Below are 16,193 nucleotides of genomic sequence, written 5' to 3'. Positions count from 1 at the left end.
CAATTTTGTGCCTAGATCGATTCCGATTAAGGGAATTATGCAGTGGCGTTTGCGCAAGCCGGCTGCCTTGATATGGTTTTGCCGCAAAGCTGGTGTTATGAGCGGCAGGCACATGCGAAAACAGGATCCCGAAATGTCGACGATCGAGGCTACCAAGCCGCAGAAGGAAGTCAGCCCGCTGTTGAAGCTGGTGCTGGAACTGGGACCATTGATGGTCTTCTTCTTCGCCAATTCCCGCGGCGAGTGGCTGGCAGGGCATTTCCCGACGCTGGCCGAACTCGGCGGCCCGATCTTCGTGGCGACGGGCCTGTTCATGGCCGCGACCGCAATCGCGCTCGCCGTTTCCTGGATGCTCACCCGCACGTTGCCGATGATGCCGCTGATCTCCGGCATCGTCGTCTTCGTCTTCGGCGCGCTGACGCTCTGGCTGCAGAATGACACCTTCATCAAGATGAAGCCGACGATCGTCAACACGCTGTTCGGTACGATCCTGCTCGGCGGGCTTCTCTTCGGCAAGTCGCTGCTCGGCTACGTCTTCCACTCCGCCTTCAAGCTCGACGAGGACGGCTGGCGCAAGCTCACGGTGCGTTGGGGCGTGTTCTTCCTCGTTCTCGCCGCCCTCAACGAGGTCGTCTGGCGCTCGTTCTCCACCGATTTCTGGGTAGCGTTCAAGGTCTGGGGCACGATGCCCATCACCATCCTGTTTACACTGGCGCAAATGCCGTTGATCATGAAGCATTCGCTGGAACAGGATAGCGCCGAGTGAGCACCGCCATCGACGGCAACGACAGCCAGAACCGGCGCGCGCTCATCTGGTTTGCAGCCTGTGTCGGCGTTCTCGCCATACAGGTCATCACCCAGCATCTGATGGGCCGTATCTGGATCTGCGAATGCGGCTACGTCAAGCTGTTCGAGGGCGTGGTCAAATCGAGCGGCAACTCCCAGCACATCGCCGACTGGTATACGCCGTCGCACATCATCCACGGCTTCCTGTTTTATGGCCTTAGCCATCTGCTCCTGCGCGGCAAGCCGCTGACCGCCAAGCTGTTCCTGGCGATGGTCATCGAATCCGCCTGGGAGATTGCCGAAAACACCCCAATGGTGATCAACCGCTATCGCTCGGCGACGATCTCGCTCGACTATTTCGGCGACAGTATCCTCAATTCGACGATGGACACGCTGGCCATGGTCGCAGGCTTCATGTTCGCCGCCCGCATGCCCGTCTGGCTGACGGTGGCAATTGCCATCGGCTTCGAACTCTTCACCGGCTGGCTGATCCGCGACAACCTGACCCTCAACGTGCTGATGCTGGCCTGGCCGCTGGATGCGATCCGCGAATGGCAGGCGGGGATTTAGTCGAGCCGGTCTTCGCCGTTCCCCTCGTCCCCTCCGTCGCTGCCCTGCGGAGTAACGGTAGTCGTGCATGTCGTCGAGGCAATGCGGATGGATTGGGGTAGGTGGCCGGCCGGCCGAATAAGGGGCGCATTGCTGATAAAAGCGCTGAAGGCGCTCAAGATCCGGCGGCAGCCTTCTCGATGGCCGGCATCAGCCCTTCCCTAACGCTCTTCTCGTCGAACGGTCCGACGCGCTTGTAAAGGATCGTGCCGTCGGCACCGACGAGATAGGATTCGGGAATACCGTAGACACCCCAATCGATCGCCGCCTTGCCGCGCGGGTCGATGCCGACGGCGGCAAAGGGATTGCCAAGTTCGCCCAAGAACCGCAGCGCGTTTTCGTTCTGGTCCTTGTAGTTGATACCGACGACCGTCAGCCGCTCGTCCTTCGACAGTTCGAGAATGAACGGATGCTCCTGCCGGCACGGCACGCACCAGGACGCCCAGACATTGACCAGCGTCAGCTTGCCCTTGATCGCGACGTCGGTCAGCGCCGGCATCGGCTGACCGTTTCGGGTCGCACCTTCGAGCGGCGGCATGTCGAGCGTCGGCGCCTTGGTGCCGATCAGCGCCGAGGGGATCTCGCTCACATCCTTGCCGGAATTGAGCTGGCTCCAGAAGATGGCGGCCAGCGCCGCGAAGATCGCGAGCGGCAGAAGCGCAAGACCGACGCGCAGGGCTCCCGGCTTGCGCTCCTCGCTACCGGGTGCGGGGCTGCTGGTCATCTGGGCTCTCCGGTTGATGCTTCCGCCGAGCGCCGGCGCACGCCTGACGCTTCGAGTTCGCGCAGCTCACGCTGGCGCGCCCGTCCGTCGGCGATCACCCAGAGACAGAGGCCGACGGCAGTCAGCGTCGCGATCCCGTAGCTGGCAAAAACATAAGCTGCATGGCTCATCATGGGATCAGGCCTCCCGACCGGCACTGCGGGCTGCGAGCCGGCGAAGCGACGTCACGCGCCGGCGCCAGATCTCGTTGCGCATGGCAGCGATATGCAGCGTGAAGAACAGAAGCGTAAAGGCGATGGCCATGACGACGAGCGGGCGGAGGAACTCCGGGTCGATCGTCGGGCCGTCGAGCCTGAGCACACTGGCCGGCTGGTGCAGCGTGTTCCACCATTCGACCGAAAATTTGATGATCGGAATGTTGACGAAGCCGACCAGCACCAGCACGGCCGAGACGCGCGACGAACGCGCCGGGTCGTCCATGGCGCGGTTGAGCGCCATCAGCCCGAGATACATCAAAAACAGCACGAAGACCGATGTCAGCCGCGCGTCCCACACCCACCAGGCGCCCCACATCGGCTTGCCCCAGAGCGAGCCGGTGACGAGCGCCAGAAAGGTAAAACAGGCGCCGATCGGCGCTGCGGCCCGCGACGACACGTCGGCAAGCGGATGCCGCCAGACGAGCGTGCCAAGCGCAGCCAGCGCCATGACCGAGTAACACATCATCGACAGCCAGGCCGCCGGCACGTGCACATACATGATGCGCACCGTCTCGCCCTGCTGGTAATCGCCTTCCGTCGTGAACGACAGCCAGACACCGACGACGAAGAAAAGCGCCGTCAGCGCCGCAAACCACGGCAGAACGCGATCGGCCAGCGCCAGAAACCGCGTCGGGTTGGCGAGATCGCTGAATTTGCGGATGGCCAGGCTGTTTTCGCTCATGATGGCTCTTTAACGCTTAAGGCCCTTTGCTGCAATTGATCCCCGTCAATCACACGATCACGATGATTTTTGAGCAGAACCAACCTAACGGTCACAAACGTGATCGATTTTAACAGGTTAGAGCCGGATAGAGGCGGAAAACCGCAAACACTTTCTCCATATCCTGCTCCATCCGCGTCAGTCGGACGCATGACGAAGCGCCGCGGCGGCGGCAACAGGCCCGATGACGGCAAAAAACAGGGTGATCGCCATCAGGATCATCAAGGGCGGCAGAAACGGGGCGGGATCCTCGATCGCAGCGTAAACGGCGCTGACACCGAAGATCAGCACCGGAATGGCAAGCGGCAGCACCAGGATCGAGACCAGCAGACCGCCGCGCGGCAACGACACCGCGACGGCAGCACCGACCGCACCGATGAAGGTGATGGCCGGGGTTCCGACGAGAAGCGTCAGCATGGTGGCGCCGATTGCAAGCTCGTCCATGTTCATGAACAGGCCGAGCAGCGGCGCGGCGATCACCAGCGGCAGGCCGGTGGCAGCCCAATGGGCCGCACATTTGACGAAAACGGTGACGAGCAGCGGCGTTTCCTGCATCAGCATCAGATCGAGCGATCCGTCTTCACGCTCCGCCTGAAACAGCCGGTCGAGGCCGAGCAGCGATGCGAGCAGGGCCCCGATCCAAAGGATCGCCGGGCCGATCCGCGCCAGCAGGTTGAGGTCGGGACCGACGCCGAAGGGAATGACGGCAACGACCGTCATGAAGAACAAGACGCCGATCATCGCGCCGCCGCCGGCGCGGATGGAAAGTTTCAGGTCGCGGAAGAAGAGCGCGATCACTTGCGGCGTCCCTTCATCTCTTTGCCGCTGGCCGCCTTATCACGCGCCATGCCACATGCCTCCGCCGACGCCGGAAAAGCCGGTCATCCGCAATTCCTTGATGCGCTCGAGCCCGAGCGGCTGGTGCGTCGCCGCGACGACGATGCCGCCGCGATCGAGATGCGCATTGACCAATCCGGCAAACAGCTTGTCGGCGCCGGCGTCGAGCGCGGCCGTCGGCTCGTCGAGGATCCAGATTGGACGGTAGGCGACAAGCAGCTTGGCCATCGCCATGCGGCGCTGCTGGCCGGCCGACAGATAGCCGAAGGGCAGATGCGCGATGCCGGGAAGGCCGACGGCCTCCACCGCTTCGACAAGGCCCTTGCCCGAGCCGCCCTGCGAATCACCCATGAAATCCTTCCAGAAGGAAAGATTTTCCGCGACGGTCAGTTCGCGCTTCATCGCGTTCCGATGACCGAGATAGTGGCTGATCTCCGATGGATGGCGCATTTCAGGAGGGCCGCTCTCAAGTTTCAGGCTCCCGGATTCAGCCATGAGAAGACCGGCCAGAACACGCAGCAAAGTCGACTTTCCCGAGCCGTTCGGACCCGTCACCACAAGGGCTTCGCCGGCACTAAGAGCAAAGGAAATATCGTTAAAAATCAGATCCTCGCCTCGCCTCGCACTCAGACCTTCAGCCAGCAGGCGCATGAATTTTCAGCTTCCCTTTACACTCTTTGCCGCAGGGCAAAAAAAAGTCCCGATTGGACCTTGGTTGGTCTGGCACGATTTGGAGAAATTATCTATAAGGCGGCCAACACGCCAGCGGTCGGCGTGAATTTCATCCTAGCGCCGAACATGGAATGAATTTCCACGTACGGACAGCGGAAATGGCCGCACCCGCATCCCAATTCGCGCTTCATTGCGCTCGGGCGTTCGTACGTCAGTTTTTGGCGATCAGACGGAACGGGGTATTATCCAGTGTCCAAGTCCCTAGACAGTTTCAATTGTCGCTCCACGCTCACCGTCAACGGTGTCGACTACGTCTATTACAGCCTGCCCAAGGCTGAGGCGAGCGGTCTCGTCGGCGTTTCGAAGCTCCCCTACTCGATGAAGGTGCTGCTCGAAAACCTGCTGCGTAACGAAGACGGTCGCTCCGTCACCAAGAAGGACATCGAGAACGTTGCGGCTTGGCTGACCGACAAGGGCACCGCCGAAAACGAAATCGCCTACCGCCCGGCCCGCGTCCTGATGCAGGACTTCACCGGCGTTCCTGCCGTCGTCGACCTCGCAGCCATGCGTGACGCGATGGTCTCGCTCGGCGGCGATCCGGAAAAGATCAACCCGCTCGTGCCCGTCGACCTTGTCATCGACCACTCGGTCATCGTCGACGAATTCGGCACCCCGAACGCTTTTGCCCGCAACGTCGAGCTGGAATATCAGCGCAACGGCGAGCGCTACCGCTTCCTGAAGTGGGGCCAGCAGGCGTTCAAGAACTTCCGCGTCGTGCCGCCCGGCACCGGCATCTGTCACCAGGTCAATCTGGAATATCTGGGCCAGACCGTCTGGACCCGTGACGAAGACGGCGAAATCACCGCCTACCCGGACACCTGCGTCGGCACCGACAGCCACACCACGATGATCAACGGCCTTGGCGTTCTCGGCTGGGGCGTCGGCGGCATCGAGGCTGAAGCCGCCATGCTCGGCCAGCCGGTTTCCATGCTGCTGCCCGAGGTCATCGGCTTCAAGCTGACCGGCAAGCTCAAGGAAGGCGTCACCGCCACCGACCTCGTGCTGATGGTCGTGCAGATGCTGCGCAAGAAGGGCGTGGTTTCGAAGTTCGTCGAATTCTTCGGCCCCGGCCTCGACAACATGACGCTCGCCGACCGCGCCACCATCGGCAACATGGGTCCGGAATACGGCGCCACCTGCGGCTTCTTCCCGGTCGACAGCGAAACCATCAACTACCTCACCATGTCCGGCCGCGAAGAGCAGCGCATCGCGCTGGTCGAAGCCTACTCCAAGGCTCAAGGCATGTGGCGCGAGGGTGACGGCTCCGAGCTGGTCTTCACCGACACGCTGGAACTCGACCTCGGCGACGTTGTCCCCGCTATGGCTGGTCCGAAGCGTCCGGAAGGCCGCATTCCACTGGAAAGCATCGCGTCCGGTTTCACAACCGCGCTCGAAGGCGACTACAAGAAGCCCGGCCAGCTTTCGAACCGTTACGCCGTCGAAGGCACCGACTTCGATCTCGGCCATGGCGACGTTGCCATCGCGGCGATCACATCGTGCACCAACACCTCCAACCCGTCGGTCCTGATCGCCGCCGGCCTTCTCGCCCGCAACGCTGTTGCCAAGGGCCTGAAGTCCAAGCCGTGGGTCAAGACCTCGCTGGCACCGGGATCGCAGGTCGTCGGCGAATACCTCGCCAAGTCGGGCCTGCAGAAGGACCTCGACGCGCTCGGCTTCAACCTCGTCGGCTTCGGCTGCACCACCTGCATCGGCAACTCCGGCCCGCTGCCGGGCCCGATCTCGAAGACGATCAACGACAAGGGCCTGATCGCCGCTGGCGTTCTGTCGGGCAACCGCAACTTCGAAGGCCGTATCTCACCGGACGTTCAGGCGAACTACCTCGCCTCGCCGCCGCTCGTCGTCGCCTACGCGCTTGCCGGCACGGTCCAGAAGGATCTGACCAACGAGCCGCTCGGCGAAGACCAGAACGGCAACCCGGTCTTCCTCAAGGACATCTGGCCGACCTCCAAGGAAATCCAGGAGTTCATCTTCAAGTACGTCACCCGCGAACTCTACGCGACCAAGTATGCCGACGTGTTCAAGGGCGACGAGAACTGGCAAGCCGTTCAGGTTCCTCCGGGCCAGACCTACGCCTGGGACGACGGTTCGACCTACGTGCAGAACCCGCCTTACTTCGTGGGCATGGGCAAGTCCGGCTCGGGCATCTCCGACATCAACGGTGCGCGCGTCCTTGGCCTGTTCGGCGACAAGATCACCACCGACCACATCTCGCCGGCCGGTTCGATCAAGGCTGCCTCGCCGGCGGGTGCTTACCTCATAGGCAATGGCGTCGGCGTCGCCGACTTCAACCAGTACGGTACGCGTCGTGGCAACCATGAGGTGATGATGCGCGGCACCTTTGCCAACATCCGCATCCGCAACCACATGCTCGGCCCGAACGGCAAGGAAGGTGGTTACACCATCCACTATCCGTCGAAGGAAGAGATGTCGATCTACGACGCCGCCATGCAGTACAAGGAAGAGGGCGTTCCGCTCGTCATCTTCGCCGGCGTCGAATACGGCAACGGCTCGTCGCGCGACTGGGCTGCGAAGGGCACGAACCTTCTCGGCGTCAAGGCCGTGATCGCCCAGTCCTTCGAGCGCATCCACCGCTCGAACCTGGTCGGCATGGGCGTCATCCCGTTCGTCTTCGAACAGGGCACGACCTGGGAATCGCTGGCTTTGAAGGGCGATGAGATCGTCACCATCGGCAACCTCGCCAATGTCCAGCCGCGCGAAAAGCGCGTCGCCAGGATCATCTACGGCGACGGCAGCGTGAAGGACGTTCCGCTCGTCTGCCGCATCGATACGCTCGACGAAGTCACCTACGTCAACAACGGCGGCATCCTGCAGACGGTTCTGCGCGACCTCGCCGCCTGATCGCTCTGGTTGTCTGAAACATTGAAGGGCCGGGATACCGCAAGGTGTCCCGGCCCTTTCACATTCCCTTTGGGGTTGCCTGCCCATATCCTCACTCCAACGTGACTTCCCGTTGAAGCATCGGCGTCGTATGTAATGGGCTTCCCCGTGAAGTAGGCCTGTCGGCCGGCAATGAAGTGACGCCATGACATTCGCAGACAGATTTTTCCTTTGCCCTGTTGCAATGGCTTTCGGGCTTTTTGCGGCAGCGTCGGTTCCGGCCATGGCGGAGGACGGCAAGGTTATCAAGGGCGTCGTCGAACTCTTCACCAGCCAGGGCTGTTCCTCCTGCCCGCCGGCCGATGCCGCATTGAAGAAGCTGGTGGATGACGGCGACGTGGTGGCGCTGTCCTATCATGTCGATTACTGGAATTATCTCGGCTGGAAGGACACACTCGCCTCAAGCGAGAACACCGACCGGCAATATGCCTATGCGCGGATGCTCGGTCGCAACGGCGTTTATACGCCGCAGGCGATCCTCAACGGCCGCGATCATGTCAACGGCGCCAATCTGCAGGCGATCAAATCCCGGCTCGACATCATGAAGGCCGCCGGCAAGGGGCTTGCCGTTCCGGTCGAGGCGAAGATCAACGGCGACGAGATCTCGATCAAGGTCGGCGCGGGTGATGGCAAGGCCAATGTCGTCGTCGTCTATTTCGATCGGGCGAAGATCGTCAATGTCGAGAAAGGCGAAAACAGCGGCAAGGAGATCGCCTACTGGCACGCCGTGCGTGATATCCAGACCATCGGTATGTGGGATGGCAAGCCGGCAACCTTTACCCTTCCTGCAACGGTCCTGACGGAGCAGCGTGGCAAAAGCGGCTGCGCGGTGCTGTTGCAGTCGATGAAGGATGCCGAAACCCCGGGGGCGATCATCGGCGCGACGGCCGTGCTCGCTGGCCCACAGGGCAAACTGTGAGCGGCTGCAGAATTCCTCACAGCGCCGCGCGTCTATTTAGACGCACAAAGGTCGCTGTAACACTTTGAGTTGCTGCATAATTTTGTCCTTAAATCGATTCCGATTTAAGGAATTATGCAGGAGGGGTGGTTCGGCCCGGCAGCATCGAGGGGCTGGGGCTGAGGGTTCGAAGTTACCGGACCGAACCGGCCATGACTGCGTTCGTTGAAGGTCACGCAGCATGACGATCTGACCGGACATACGGTGGCAACGACTCTGTCCGTCAGCGCCTGCGAGTTTTGCGGTGAATTGGGGCGGCGATTTGACTGAAATGGGGCAGAGGCAAGAAATGCCGTCTGTACCCAACGGCTTCCGGCTGGTTCCGGCTTGCTTTTCGGCTCGTGTCAGGCAAACTGTTATCGTTCTGTCACAACAGAAGGCCGGATTGCCGATGACCGATGAGCCGGATTTGCCGCGAGGCCAGGCGCGACATCAGCGCCCGACCACTTCCGAAGTGGTCGTCGATCTTCACGAATACAAGAACGCCCGGAATGCCCCTCCCATCACCTTTCACCGTCGCGAACTCGACCAGATCCTGTGGATCTACGGCCGCATGGTCGGCGAAGGCGAATGGCGAGACTACGCCATCGACCACATGAGCGACCGGGCCGTCTTCTCCGTTTTCAAGCGATCGGGCGAGATGCCTCTCTACCGCATCGAGAAAAATCCGAAACTGGCGGCCAAGCAGGGCGCCTACAGCGTGCTCAACATTCACGGCACGATCCTGAAACGCGGACACGAGCTCGGGCCGGTGCTGAAGGTCTTCGACAAGGCGCTCAAGCTGGTCAAAACCTGAGAGACCGGTTCGAGGCCGATCGGAGGTCCGAGCCCGGGCTCATGGACCGGATGGCTGTGATAACACCGGCCCTCAGGCTTGATAAAGTGTATCTGGGTAAACGCCCTCCGGCGGATCGCTCGTCAATCCATCGCCAAGCGCAAGCTGCATGATCGCGGTATCGAGCCACCGGCCATGCTTGAAGCCGGTCGCCTTCATCAGCCCCTGATGTTCGAAGCCGGCCGAGCGGTGGACGGCGATCGATGCAGGATGGGCCCCGCCGATAACCGCCACCATCTGGCGAAATCCAAGCGCGGTGCAGCGCTCGACCAGTTCGACCAGCAACATCTTTCCTGCCCCCTTCCCACGCGCCGATGGCGCGAGGTAGATCGAATCCTCGACCAGGAAGCGGTAGGCCGTGCGCGTGCGAAAGGCGGAGGCATAGGCGTAGCCGACGATCGTGCCCGCCTCGTCGAGGGCGACGATATAGGGATAGCCATGGCCTATGATGGTGGAGAAGCGTGTTGCCATCTCCGCCTCCGACGGAGGCACGATCTCGTAGGTCGCGACGCCGTTCAGAACGGATTCGCGGTAGATTTCGGCGATGGCGGGCAGATCGGAGACGGTGGCGTCGCGTAAGGTCAGTGGCATGGACGGATCTTGAAGGTTCTTCGATTTCCCCATTCAGTCACACGGATCGCACCGATCGATCAAGCCTTTTCCTGGTAACAAAAAAGGCGGCCGAAGCCGCCTTTTCCGTCAATCTCTTCAGGCTTAGTTGTTCCGGTTGCCCAGGAACTGCAGCATGAACATGAACAGGTTGATGAAGTCGAGGTAGAGCGTCAGGGCACCCATGATCGCCTTGCGGCCGGCCACGGTGCTGTCATCGGCATCGTAGTACATTTCCTTGATCTTCTGCGTGTCGTAGGCGGTAAGGCCTGCGAAGATCAGCACGCCGATTACCGAGATCGCGAAGCTAAGCGCCGAAGAGGCGAGGAAGATGTTGACGATCGACGCGATGATGACGCCGAACAGACCCATGATCAGGAACGAGCCCATGCCGGACAGGTCCTTCTTCGTGGTGTAGCCGTAGAGCGACAGCGCGCCGAAGGAGGCGGCGGTGACGAAGAACGTCTGCACGATGCTCTGGCCGGTGAAGACCATGAAGATCGACGACAGCGAAACGCCCATCAGAGCCGCATAGACCCAGAACGTCATCTGCGCAGCAGAAACGCTCATGTTATTGATGCGGAAGCTCATGAAGAACACGAGACCCAGCGGAGCGAGCATGACGACCCATTTCAGGGGCGACGCATAGAGAAGTTGGGCGAATGCCGGATTGGAGACGGCAAGCGCGAATGTTCCGTAAGCTGCCACACCGGTAATCGCCAGGCCGAGGGCCATCAAGTTGTAGACCTTCAGCATATACGTGCGAAGGCCTTCGTCGATCACGGCACCCGCCTGAGCGCCGGCGGGCGACATTCGGGTTTGGTAGTTTCTCAGATCAGCCATTGTTTCCTCATTTAAGCCCCGGTTGAACTTACGGTGTCGGGCGGATGACCTGACCGATCGGCCATCATCCCATGCCCAGGCGCCGCTGCGGGGCTCCAGCATGCCTGTGGATAAATATGATGCCGAAAGCCCTTGCGTACAAGACCTTTAGACCCCTGATTCGGCACAGCCTGAGCGTTTATGGCCTTGCATCACAGGGATTTACGGTTAACTCCGTCAGCTCAAAGCTCCCGCAGAACCGGCGCCGCCTTCTGACCCAGCACACGCCAGGTGCCTGCAAGCCCGATGCCGACCGTCATCACCAGTGCAATGACGACCGTGGCGACGGCCACATCCGGCAGGAAATTCGACGGCAGCTTCATGATCCGGCTAACGACGAACCAAGCGGAAACACCGCCCGCAAACAGCGCAAAGACAGCGGTTGCAAGGCCAAGGATGATGTATTCGTAGCTGAAGGCACGGATCAGCGTCGCGCGTGTGGCACCCAGCGTCTTCAGCACCACCGCATCGTGGATGCGCGCCCGATTGCCCGCGGCAAGCGCGCCGGCCAGCACCAGGACGGAGGCGACAAGCGCGACGGCGGCAGCGGCACGGATCGCCGTTGCCAGTTGTCCGAGAAGCCCGTTCACAATGTCGAGAGCATCCTTTACCCGCACGCTCGTGATCGTCGGATAGGCGTTGGTAACGGCCTTCAGCACCGTCGCCTCCTCGTCGGGCGTCGCACCGGGATCGATCACCGTTGCCAGCCACGCATGCGGCGCGCCAGCAAAGGTGTTGGGCGAGAACACCATCACGAAGTTGATCGACAGCGATTCCCATTCGACATTGCGGAAATTGGCGATCTTGGCGGTGATGTTGCGGCCAAGCACGTTGACGGTCACCATGTCGCCGATCTTCAATCCGAGTTCGCGCGCCTCTTCCGCGGAGAACGACACCAGCGGCTCGCCGCTATGGTCAGGCGCCCACCAACTGCCCTCGGCAAGCGTCGAATTCTCAGGCTTGTTCTTGGCATAGGTGATGCCGCGGTCGCCGCGCAGCACCCATTGACCGCTCGGCGGCACGTTGCGGCTGTTCACATCCTCGCCGTTGAAGGCGATGATGCGGCCGCGCAGCATCGGCACCTCGATGACCTTGCCGTTCGGCATCGATTCGTTGAGGAGCGTGCGGAACCCTGCGATTTCACTTCCCTGGATATCGACGAAGAAGAAATTGGGTGCCCGCTCGGCCATATCGCCGGTCAGTTCGCGCCGCAGATTGCCATCGATCAGCGCGAGCGTGACGAGTAGAGCAAGGCCGAGGCCGAGCGACAGCACCACCGAAGGCGTCAGCGCCCCTGGCCGATGGATGTTGCCGATCGCCAGTCGCAGCGCCGGCGAGTTGACGCGCGGACTGCGGCGCGCCAGCCACGAGATCAGCAGAGAAACGAGGCGCAGAACGATGAAGGCAAAGGCGATCGCCCCCAGGAAGACCAGCGAGATGTAGCGGTCGTAGGCGGTCCAGATCGCAAGCCCGGCAAGCGCGATCAGGCAGGCAAGCGCGCCGACCAGATAGGGCCATGCCGGAAAACCGGTCGGGTCGAACCCCTGCTGGCGAAAGAGCGCCGTCGCCGGAATGCCGCGGGCCCGGCCGAGCGGAAGGATGGCAAAGGCCAGCGCCGTCAGCACGCCGAACAGTGCCGCGATGCCGAGCGCACCCGGATAGAGCCGGAACTCGGTTGAAATGGGCAGCAGGTCGGCGAGAAACTGCGCGGCGACGAAGGGGATGAGCGCACCGAGAACAAGCCCGATGCCGATGCCGATCAGCGCGATCAGCAGGATCTGCGAGAGATAGATCATCGCCACCAGCGAGGCGGGCGCGCCCAGGCACTTGAAGGTGGCAATCACGCTGCGCTTCTGGTCGAGATAGGCGCGCACGGCATTGGCGACGCCGACGCCGCCGACGATCAGGGCCGTGAGCCCGACGAGCGTCAGGAACTGCGAGAAGCGGGTGATGTTGGCCGTCAACGACGGAGCGGCGTTGGAACTGGTGCGGATCGACCAGCCGGCCGAAGGAAAGCGCGTCTCGGCGTCGCTGCGGGCAGCGGTGACCCGGGTCGGATCGCTCAGCTTCACCTTGTAGCCGTGCTCGACAAGACTTCCCGTCTGCACGAGCCCCGACGCGGCGAGCGCTTCGGCGGAAACCATCAGGCGCGGCGCGAAGCCAAAACCGTCGGAGAGCGCATCCGGTTCGCGCACGATCGTGCCTGAAATCCTGATGCGGGCATTGCCGAGCAGGATTTCGTCGCCGACGGAAATGCCGAGGCGGTCGAGCAGCAGCGGTGCGGCCACCGCACCGAACACGTCGCCCTGCTGCGCCAGCAGACTGCCAAGCGGCTGATCCGGTTGGCTTTCCAGCCGGCCATAGAGCGGATAGGCCGCATCGACGGCCTTCAACTCGACGAGCGCCTGGTTCGAGCCATCGGGCAAACGCGCCATCGACCGAAGGCCCGCCGAAACCGAGACGGACCCAAGCCCGTCGAGGAACGCACGCTCCTCTGTCGTCGCCACCCGATTGTTGAGCTCGAAGCGGATGTCGCCGGCAAGCAGATCGCGCCCCTGGGACGCGATCGTCGCGGTGATGGATTGCGACAGCGAGTTGACGCCGGCGATCGCCGCCGTGCCAAGCGCAATGCAGGCGAGGAAGATGTAGAACCCCTTGAGGCCGCCGCGCATTTCGCGCAGCGCCAGCCGCAGGGCGAGCAGAGGACGCAGACGGATCGAGAGGACCTCGCTCATGCCGATGCCGCTTCCTGGCGCTGCGTTTCGACGGTCGGTTCGAGCGCGCCGCTGGAGATGATCTCGCCGGAGCGCACCCGCACCTGCCGCGAGCAGCGCGCCGCCAGCGCCGCGTCGTGGGTCACCAGCACGAGTGTCATGCCCCGGTCACGCTGTTCGGCGAAAAGCAGATCGGCAATCTGTCGTCCCGTCTCGGCGTCGAGATTGCCGGTCGGTTCGTCGGCGATCAGCAATTTTGGCGACGGCGCGAGCGCACGCGCGATCGCCACGCGCTGCTGCTCGCCGCCGGAAAGCTGGCCCGGATAGTGGCTGAGCCGCTCGCCGAGGCCGACAGCCACGAGCTCTTTGCGCGCGATCTCGAAGGCGTCGCGGACATTGGCGAGTTCGAGCGGCACGGCGACATTTTCAAGCGCCGTCATGTTGGGGATGAGGTGGAAGGATTGGAAGACGATGCCGATGTTGCGGCCACGAAAATCGGCCACGCGGTCCTCGCTCAGCCGATGCAGCGGCGTGCCGTCGATGACGATTTCGCCGCGATCGAGCCGTTCGAGACCGGCGAGCACCATCAGCAATGTCGACTTGCCCGAACCGGAGGGCCCGACGATGCCGACGGACTCGCCGGCGTCGATTGTCAGGCTCATGCCTTTCAGCACATGCACCGAGGCCGCAGCTTCGCCGAGGGTGAGGTCAGCATTTTTGAGCTCGATGATGGTACTGGCCAAGCGAAATAACCCTATATGAAACGGAAAGAGAAAAAGAAAACGGCTCCCGCGATTTAGGAACAGACCTATGGCATTAAAAGGTTTTCAACGGTTTTTCTTGGGGCTCGCAATGACAATTGCGTTATCGGCGATGGCACGAGCCGAAACGATCAGTCTCGTCGGCTTCGGCGACAGCCTGATGGCGGGTTATCAGCTGCCGCCCGAGGATGCCTTCCCGGCTCGGCTTGAAAAGGCGCTGAAGGAAAAGGGTCTCGACGTCGCGGTGGCGAACGCCGGCGTTTCCGGCGACACCAGCTCCGGAGGGCTCGCGCGCATCGACTGGTCGATACCCGACGGCACCAAGGGCGTTATCCTCGAGCTCGGCGCCAACGATGCGCTGCGCGGCATTCCGCCGGAAGAAACCCGCAAGAACATCGAAGCGATGATTGCGCGCCTCAAGGAGCGCGGCATCGCCGTGCTGCTCGCCGGCATGATGGCGCCGCCGAACATGGGCGCCGACTATGCGGCCCGGTTCAATCCGATCTATCCGGAGCTCGCCCAGAAATATGGGCTGGAGCTCTACCCCTTCTTCCTCGACGGCGTGGTCACCGACGCGGCGCTGAAGCTCGAGGACGGCATGCACCCGAACGGCAACGGCGTCGGCACAATGGTCGAAAAGGCGCTGCCGGTCGTCGAACGTTTCATTGCAACATTGGCAAAGGCGGAGTGAACAAATCATCCACAGTTAAGAGAGTGTTAATATTCGCAAGCGTCAAATAGTAGTTGCCTGCAGACTCGATGCGTGATTCGCTGAGACATCTGCAAGAGATTCGGGGAGCTCGCCATGCCGAGACTATTCACCGCCCTCGAAATTCCGCGCAATGTTGCGATGAGTCTTTCATTGCTGCGCGGAGGTCTTCCCGGAGCTCGCTGGATCGATGTGGAGAACTACCACATCACCTTGCGCTTCATTGGTGACGTCGACTGGCGCACCGCAGACGAGATCATCGACAAGCTTGACCGGATCGAAAGACCGGAGTTCCAGCTACAGCTGACCGGCACCGGTGCCTTCGGCTCGAAGAAACCGCATTCGGTCTGGGCCGGGGTCAGCAACCATCCGGAAATGTACGCGCTGCAGGCCGAAATCGAGCGTATCTGCCAGAGGCTGGGGCTGCCGGCGGATCCACGCAAGTTTACGCCCCATGTCACGCTTGCAAGATTGCGCTCCAGCCGCGTCGAGGATGTCGTCGAATATCTCTCCGGTCGCGGCAACTTCATGGCATCGCTCTTCACGGTGTCACGCTTCGTGTTGCTGTCGTCGCGCGATTCCGTCGGCGGTGGTCCTTACCTCACCGAAGAGGTATTCCCGCTTCACGAAGCCCGCTCGTCGAGTCTTTCGAGCAACGACGAACATCCGGCTTCCAACATCTGGTAGAGGCGCTCGAACGCTTCGGGTCCGTCATAATAGGGATCAGGCACATCCTGGTCCCGACCCGAGGCGTAGCGCAGGAACAGACCTATCCTGCCTTCAAAACCGGTCGGCGCGAGCTGGCGAAGGGTCCTGACGTTCTCCCCGTCCATGCCGAGGATCAGGTCGAAGGCCTCGAAGTCAGGCTTGCCGACCTTGCGCCCTCGGAGCGCTGAAATGTCGATGCCATGCCGGCGCGCCACCTCGATCGACCGCAGATCGGGAGGATCGCCGATGTGCCATGCACCCGTGCCGGCCGAATCGACTGTGATCACCGACGCCAACCCTCTTCGGGCCGCAAGCTCGCGCAACACGCCTTCGGCAAGCGGTGATCGGCAGATGTTGCCGAGACAAACAAAAAGAATTCGGGCCGGTTTCATGCTATCCATTTCAAGGAGATAAAAGGCAGGCCGACATATA

The 16,193-nt window shown here is 61.9% G+C and carries 17 protein-coding genes; 7 read left to right on the top strand and 10 right to left on the bottom strand.

What is annotated here, in order from left to right:
• The first annotated feature begins 133 nt into the window (after positions 1-133).
• Together BC363_RS28090 and BC363_RS28085 are read left to right on the top strand one after the other, a co-directional pair.
• A complete protein-coding gene (locus BC363_RS28090) occupies positions 134-766 on the top strand; it encodes a septation protein A (protein ID WP_139109943.1) in 633 nt (210 codons plus the stop codon).
• A complete protein-coding gene (locus tag BC363_RS28085) occupies positions 763-1,356 on the top strand; it encodes a DUF2585 domain-containing protein (protein ID WP_065780490.1) in 594 nt (197 codons plus the stop codon). Before BC363_RS28090 ends, BC363_RS28085 begins: the two co-directional genes overlap by 4 nt.
• A gap of 154 nt (positions 1,357-1,510) precedes the next feature.
• Here the strand turns inward: BC363_RS28085 and BC363_RS28080 are convergent, their stop codons facing one another.
• The 5 genes from BC363_RS28080 to ccmA form a co-directional block, all read right to left on the bottom strand.
• Positions 1,511-2,119 carry a DsbE family thiol:disulfide interchange protein gene (locus tag BC363_RS28080; RefSeq protein WP_065780488.1) on the bottom strand — a complete coding sequence of 203 codons (609 nt, stop codon included), beginning with the start codon at positions 2,117-2,119 and terminating at the stop codon, positions 1,511-1,513.
• Positions 2,116-2,292 (bottom strand): heme exporter protein CcmD, encoded by a 177-nt coding sequence (gene ccmD / locus BC363_RS28075; RefSeq protein WP_202618630.1) that lies wholly within the window; start codon positions 2,290-2,292, stop codon positions 2,116-2,118. Before ccmD ends, BC363_RS28080 begins: the two co-directional genes overlap by 4 nt.
• A 4-nt stretch (positions 2,293-2,296) precedes the next feature.
• Positions 2,297-3,058 carry a heme ABC transporter permease gene (locus BC363_RS28070; protein ID WP_065780486.1) on the bottom strand — a complete coding sequence of 254 codons (762 nt, stop codon included), beginning with the start codon at positions 3,056-3,058 and terminating at the stop codon, positions 2,297-2,299.
• Between the two features lie 177 nt (positions 3,059-3,235).
• The gene (gene ccmB, locus BC363_RS28065) at positions 3,236-3,895 is read right to left on the bottom strand and encodes a heme exporter protein CcmB (RefSeq protein WP_065780482.1); all 660 of its coding nucleotides are present in this window, start codon (positions 3,893-3,895) and stop codon (positions 3,236-3,238) included.
• 39 nt (positions 3,896-3,934) lie between these two features.
• Complete coding sequence (gene ccmA, locus BC363_RS28060; RefSeq protein ID WP_065780480.1) at positions 3,935-4,585, bottom strand: heme ABC exporter ATP-binding protein CcmA; 651 nt, start codon at positions 4,583-4,585, stop codon at positions 3,935-3,937.
• Between the two features lie 270 nt (positions 4,586-4,855).
• Here ccmA and acnA point away from each other — a divergent pair, with 270 nt between their 5' ends.
• The 3 genes from acnA to BC363_RS28045 all read left to right on the top strand — a co-directional run bounded on the left by acnA (position 4,856) and on the right by BC363_RS28045 (position 9,339).
• The gene (acnA, locus tag BC363_RS28055) at positions 4,856-7,546 is read left to right on the top strand and encodes an aconitate hydratase AcnA (protein ID WP_065780478.1); all 2,691 of its coding nucleotides are present in this window, start codon (positions 4,856-4,858) and stop codon (positions 7,544-7,546) included.
• 184 nt (positions 7,547-7,730) lie between these two features.
• Positions 7,731-8,504 (top strand): thioredoxin family protein, encoded by a 774-nt coding sequence (locus BC363_RS28050; protein ID WP_065780475.1) that lies wholly within the window; start codon positions 7,731-7,733, stop codon positions 8,502-8,504.
• A gap of 430 nt (positions 8,505-8,934) precedes the next feature.
• Positions 8,935-9,339 (top strand): DUF2794 domain-containing protein, encoded by a 405-nt coding sequence (locus tag BC363_RS28045; protein ID WP_065780811.1) that lies wholly within the window; start codon positions 8,935-8,937, stop codon positions 9,337-9,339.
• 72 nt (positions 9,340-9,411) lie between these two features.
• On the opposite strand, the gene BC363_RS28040 is transcribed toward BC363_RS28045, so the two are convergent.
• The 4 genes from BC363_RS28040 to BC363_RS28025 all read right to left on the bottom strand — a co-directional run bounded on the left by BC363_RS28040 (position 9,412) and on the right by BC363_RS28025 (position 14,326).
• A complete protein-coding gene (locus BC363_RS28040) occupies positions 9,412-9,969 on the bottom strand; it encodes a GNAT family N-acetyltransferase (RefSeq protein WP_065780810.1) in 558 nt (185 codons plus the stop codon).
• Positions 9,970-10,092: 123 nt separating this feature from the next.
• Entirely contained in the window at positions 10,093-10,830 is a 738-nt protein-coding gene (locus BC363_RS28035) for a Bax inhibitor-1/YccA family protein (protein ID WP_065780467.1), read from the bottom strand.
• Between the two features lie 221 nt (positions 10,831-11,051).
• Positions 11,052-13,604: an ABC transporter permease gene (locus BC363_RS28030; protein ID WP_065780463.1), complete on the bottom strand. Its 2,553-nt coding sequence runs from the start codon at positions 13,602-13,604 to the stop codon at positions 11,052-11,054.
• Positions 13,601-14,326, bottom strand: coding sequence for an ABC transporter ATP-binding protein (locus tag BC363_RS28025; RefSeq protein WP_065780458.1), 726 nt, complete (start codon positions 14,324-14,326; stop codon positions 13,601-13,603). Before BC363_RS28025 ends, BC363_RS28030 begins: the two co-directional genes overlap by 4 nt.
• A gap of 67 nt (positions 14,327-14,393) precedes the next feature.
• Between BC363_RS28025 and BC363_RS28020 the strand changes: the two genes are divergently transcribed.
• On the top strand, positions 14,394-15,035 hold the full coding sequence (locus BC363_RS28020; protein ID WP_065780454.1) for an arylesterase: 642 nt from the start codon (positions 14,394-14,396) through the stop codon (positions 15,033-15,035).
• Positions 15,036-15,149: 114 nt separating this feature from the next.
• Entirely contained in the window at positions 15,150-15,740 is a 591-nt protein-coding gene (gene thpR / locus BC363_RS28015; protein ID WP_065780452.1) for an RNA 2',3'-cyclic phosphodiesterase, read from the top strand.
• On the opposite strand, the gene BC363_RS28010 is transcribed toward thpR, so the two are convergent.
• Positions 15,677-16,153: a low molecular weight protein-tyrosine-phosphatase gene (locus BC363_RS28010; RefSeq protein WP_065780449.1), complete on the bottom strand. Its 477-nt coding sequence runs from the start codon at positions 16,151-16,153 to the stop codon at positions 15,677-15,679. The two genes, thpR and BC363_RS28010, sit on opposite strands and share 64 nt — an antisense overlap.
• Between the last annotated feature and the right edge of the window lie 40 nt (positions 16,154-16,193).

It is taken from the genome of Ensifer sp. LC384, assembly GCF_001695865.1.
Taxonomy (GTDB): domain Bacteria; phylum Pseudomonadota; class Alphaproteobacteria; order Rhizobiales; family Rhizobiaceae; genus Ensifer.
The sequence above is the reverse complement of the archived record's forward strand: the minus strand, read 5'-3'. Positions and strand labels throughout refer to the sequence as shown.

Bases quoted from the DNA above. Each gene is read 5' to 3' on its own strand.
- BC363_RS28090 (WP_139109943.1), top strand. From the start codon at position 134: ATGTCGACGATCGAGGCTACCAAGCCGCAGAAGGAAGTCAGCCCGCTG.
- BC363_RS28080 (WP_065780488.1), bottom strand. From the start codon at position 2,119: ATGACCAGCAGCCCCGCACCCGGTAGCGAGGAGCGCAAGCCGGGAGCC.
- ccmD (WP_202618630.1), bottom strand. From the start codon at position 2,292: ATGATGAGCCATGCAGCTTATGTTTTTGCCAGCTACGGGATCGCGACG.
- BC363_RS28070 (WP_065780486.1), bottom strand. From the start codon at position 3,058: ATGAGCGAAAACAGCCTGGCCATCCGCAAATTCAGCGATCTCGCCAAC.
- ccmA (WP_065780480.1), bottom strand. From the start codon at position 4,585: ATGCGCCTGCTGGCTGAAGGTCTGAGTGCGAGGCGAGGCGAGGATCTG.
- BC363_RS28050 (WP_065780475.1), top strand. From the start codon at position 7,731: ATGACATTCGCAGACAGATTTTTCCTTTGCCCTGTTGCAATGGCTTTC.
- BC363_RS28045 (WP_065780811.1), top strand. From the start codon at position 8,935: ATGACCGATGAGCCGGATTTGCCGCGAGGCCAGGCGCGACATCAGCGC.
- BC363_RS28040 (WP_065780810.1), bottom strand. From the start codon at position 9,969: ATGCCACTGACCTTACGCGACGCCACCGTCTCCGATCTGCCCGCCATC.
- BC363_RS28035 (WP_065780467.1), bottom strand. From the start codon at position 10,830: ATGGCTGATCTGAGAAACTACCAAACCCGAATGTCGCCCGCCGGCGCT.
- BC363_RS28030 (WP_065780463.1), bottom strand. From the start codon at position 13,604: ATGAGCGAGGTCCTCTCGATCCGTCTGCGTCCTCTGCTCGCCCTGCGG.
- BC363_RS28020 (WP_065780454.1), top strand. From the start codon at position 14,394: ATGGCATTAAAAGGTTTTCAACGGTTTTTCTTGGGGCTCGCAATGACA.
- thpR (WP_065780452.1), top strand. From the start codon at position 15,150: ATGCCGAGACTATTCACCGCCCTCGAAATTCCGCGCAATGTTGCGATG.
- BC363_RS28010 (WP_065780449.1), bottom strand. From the start codon at position 16,153: ATGAAACCGGCCCGAATTCTTTTTGTTTGTCTCGGCAACATCTGCCGA.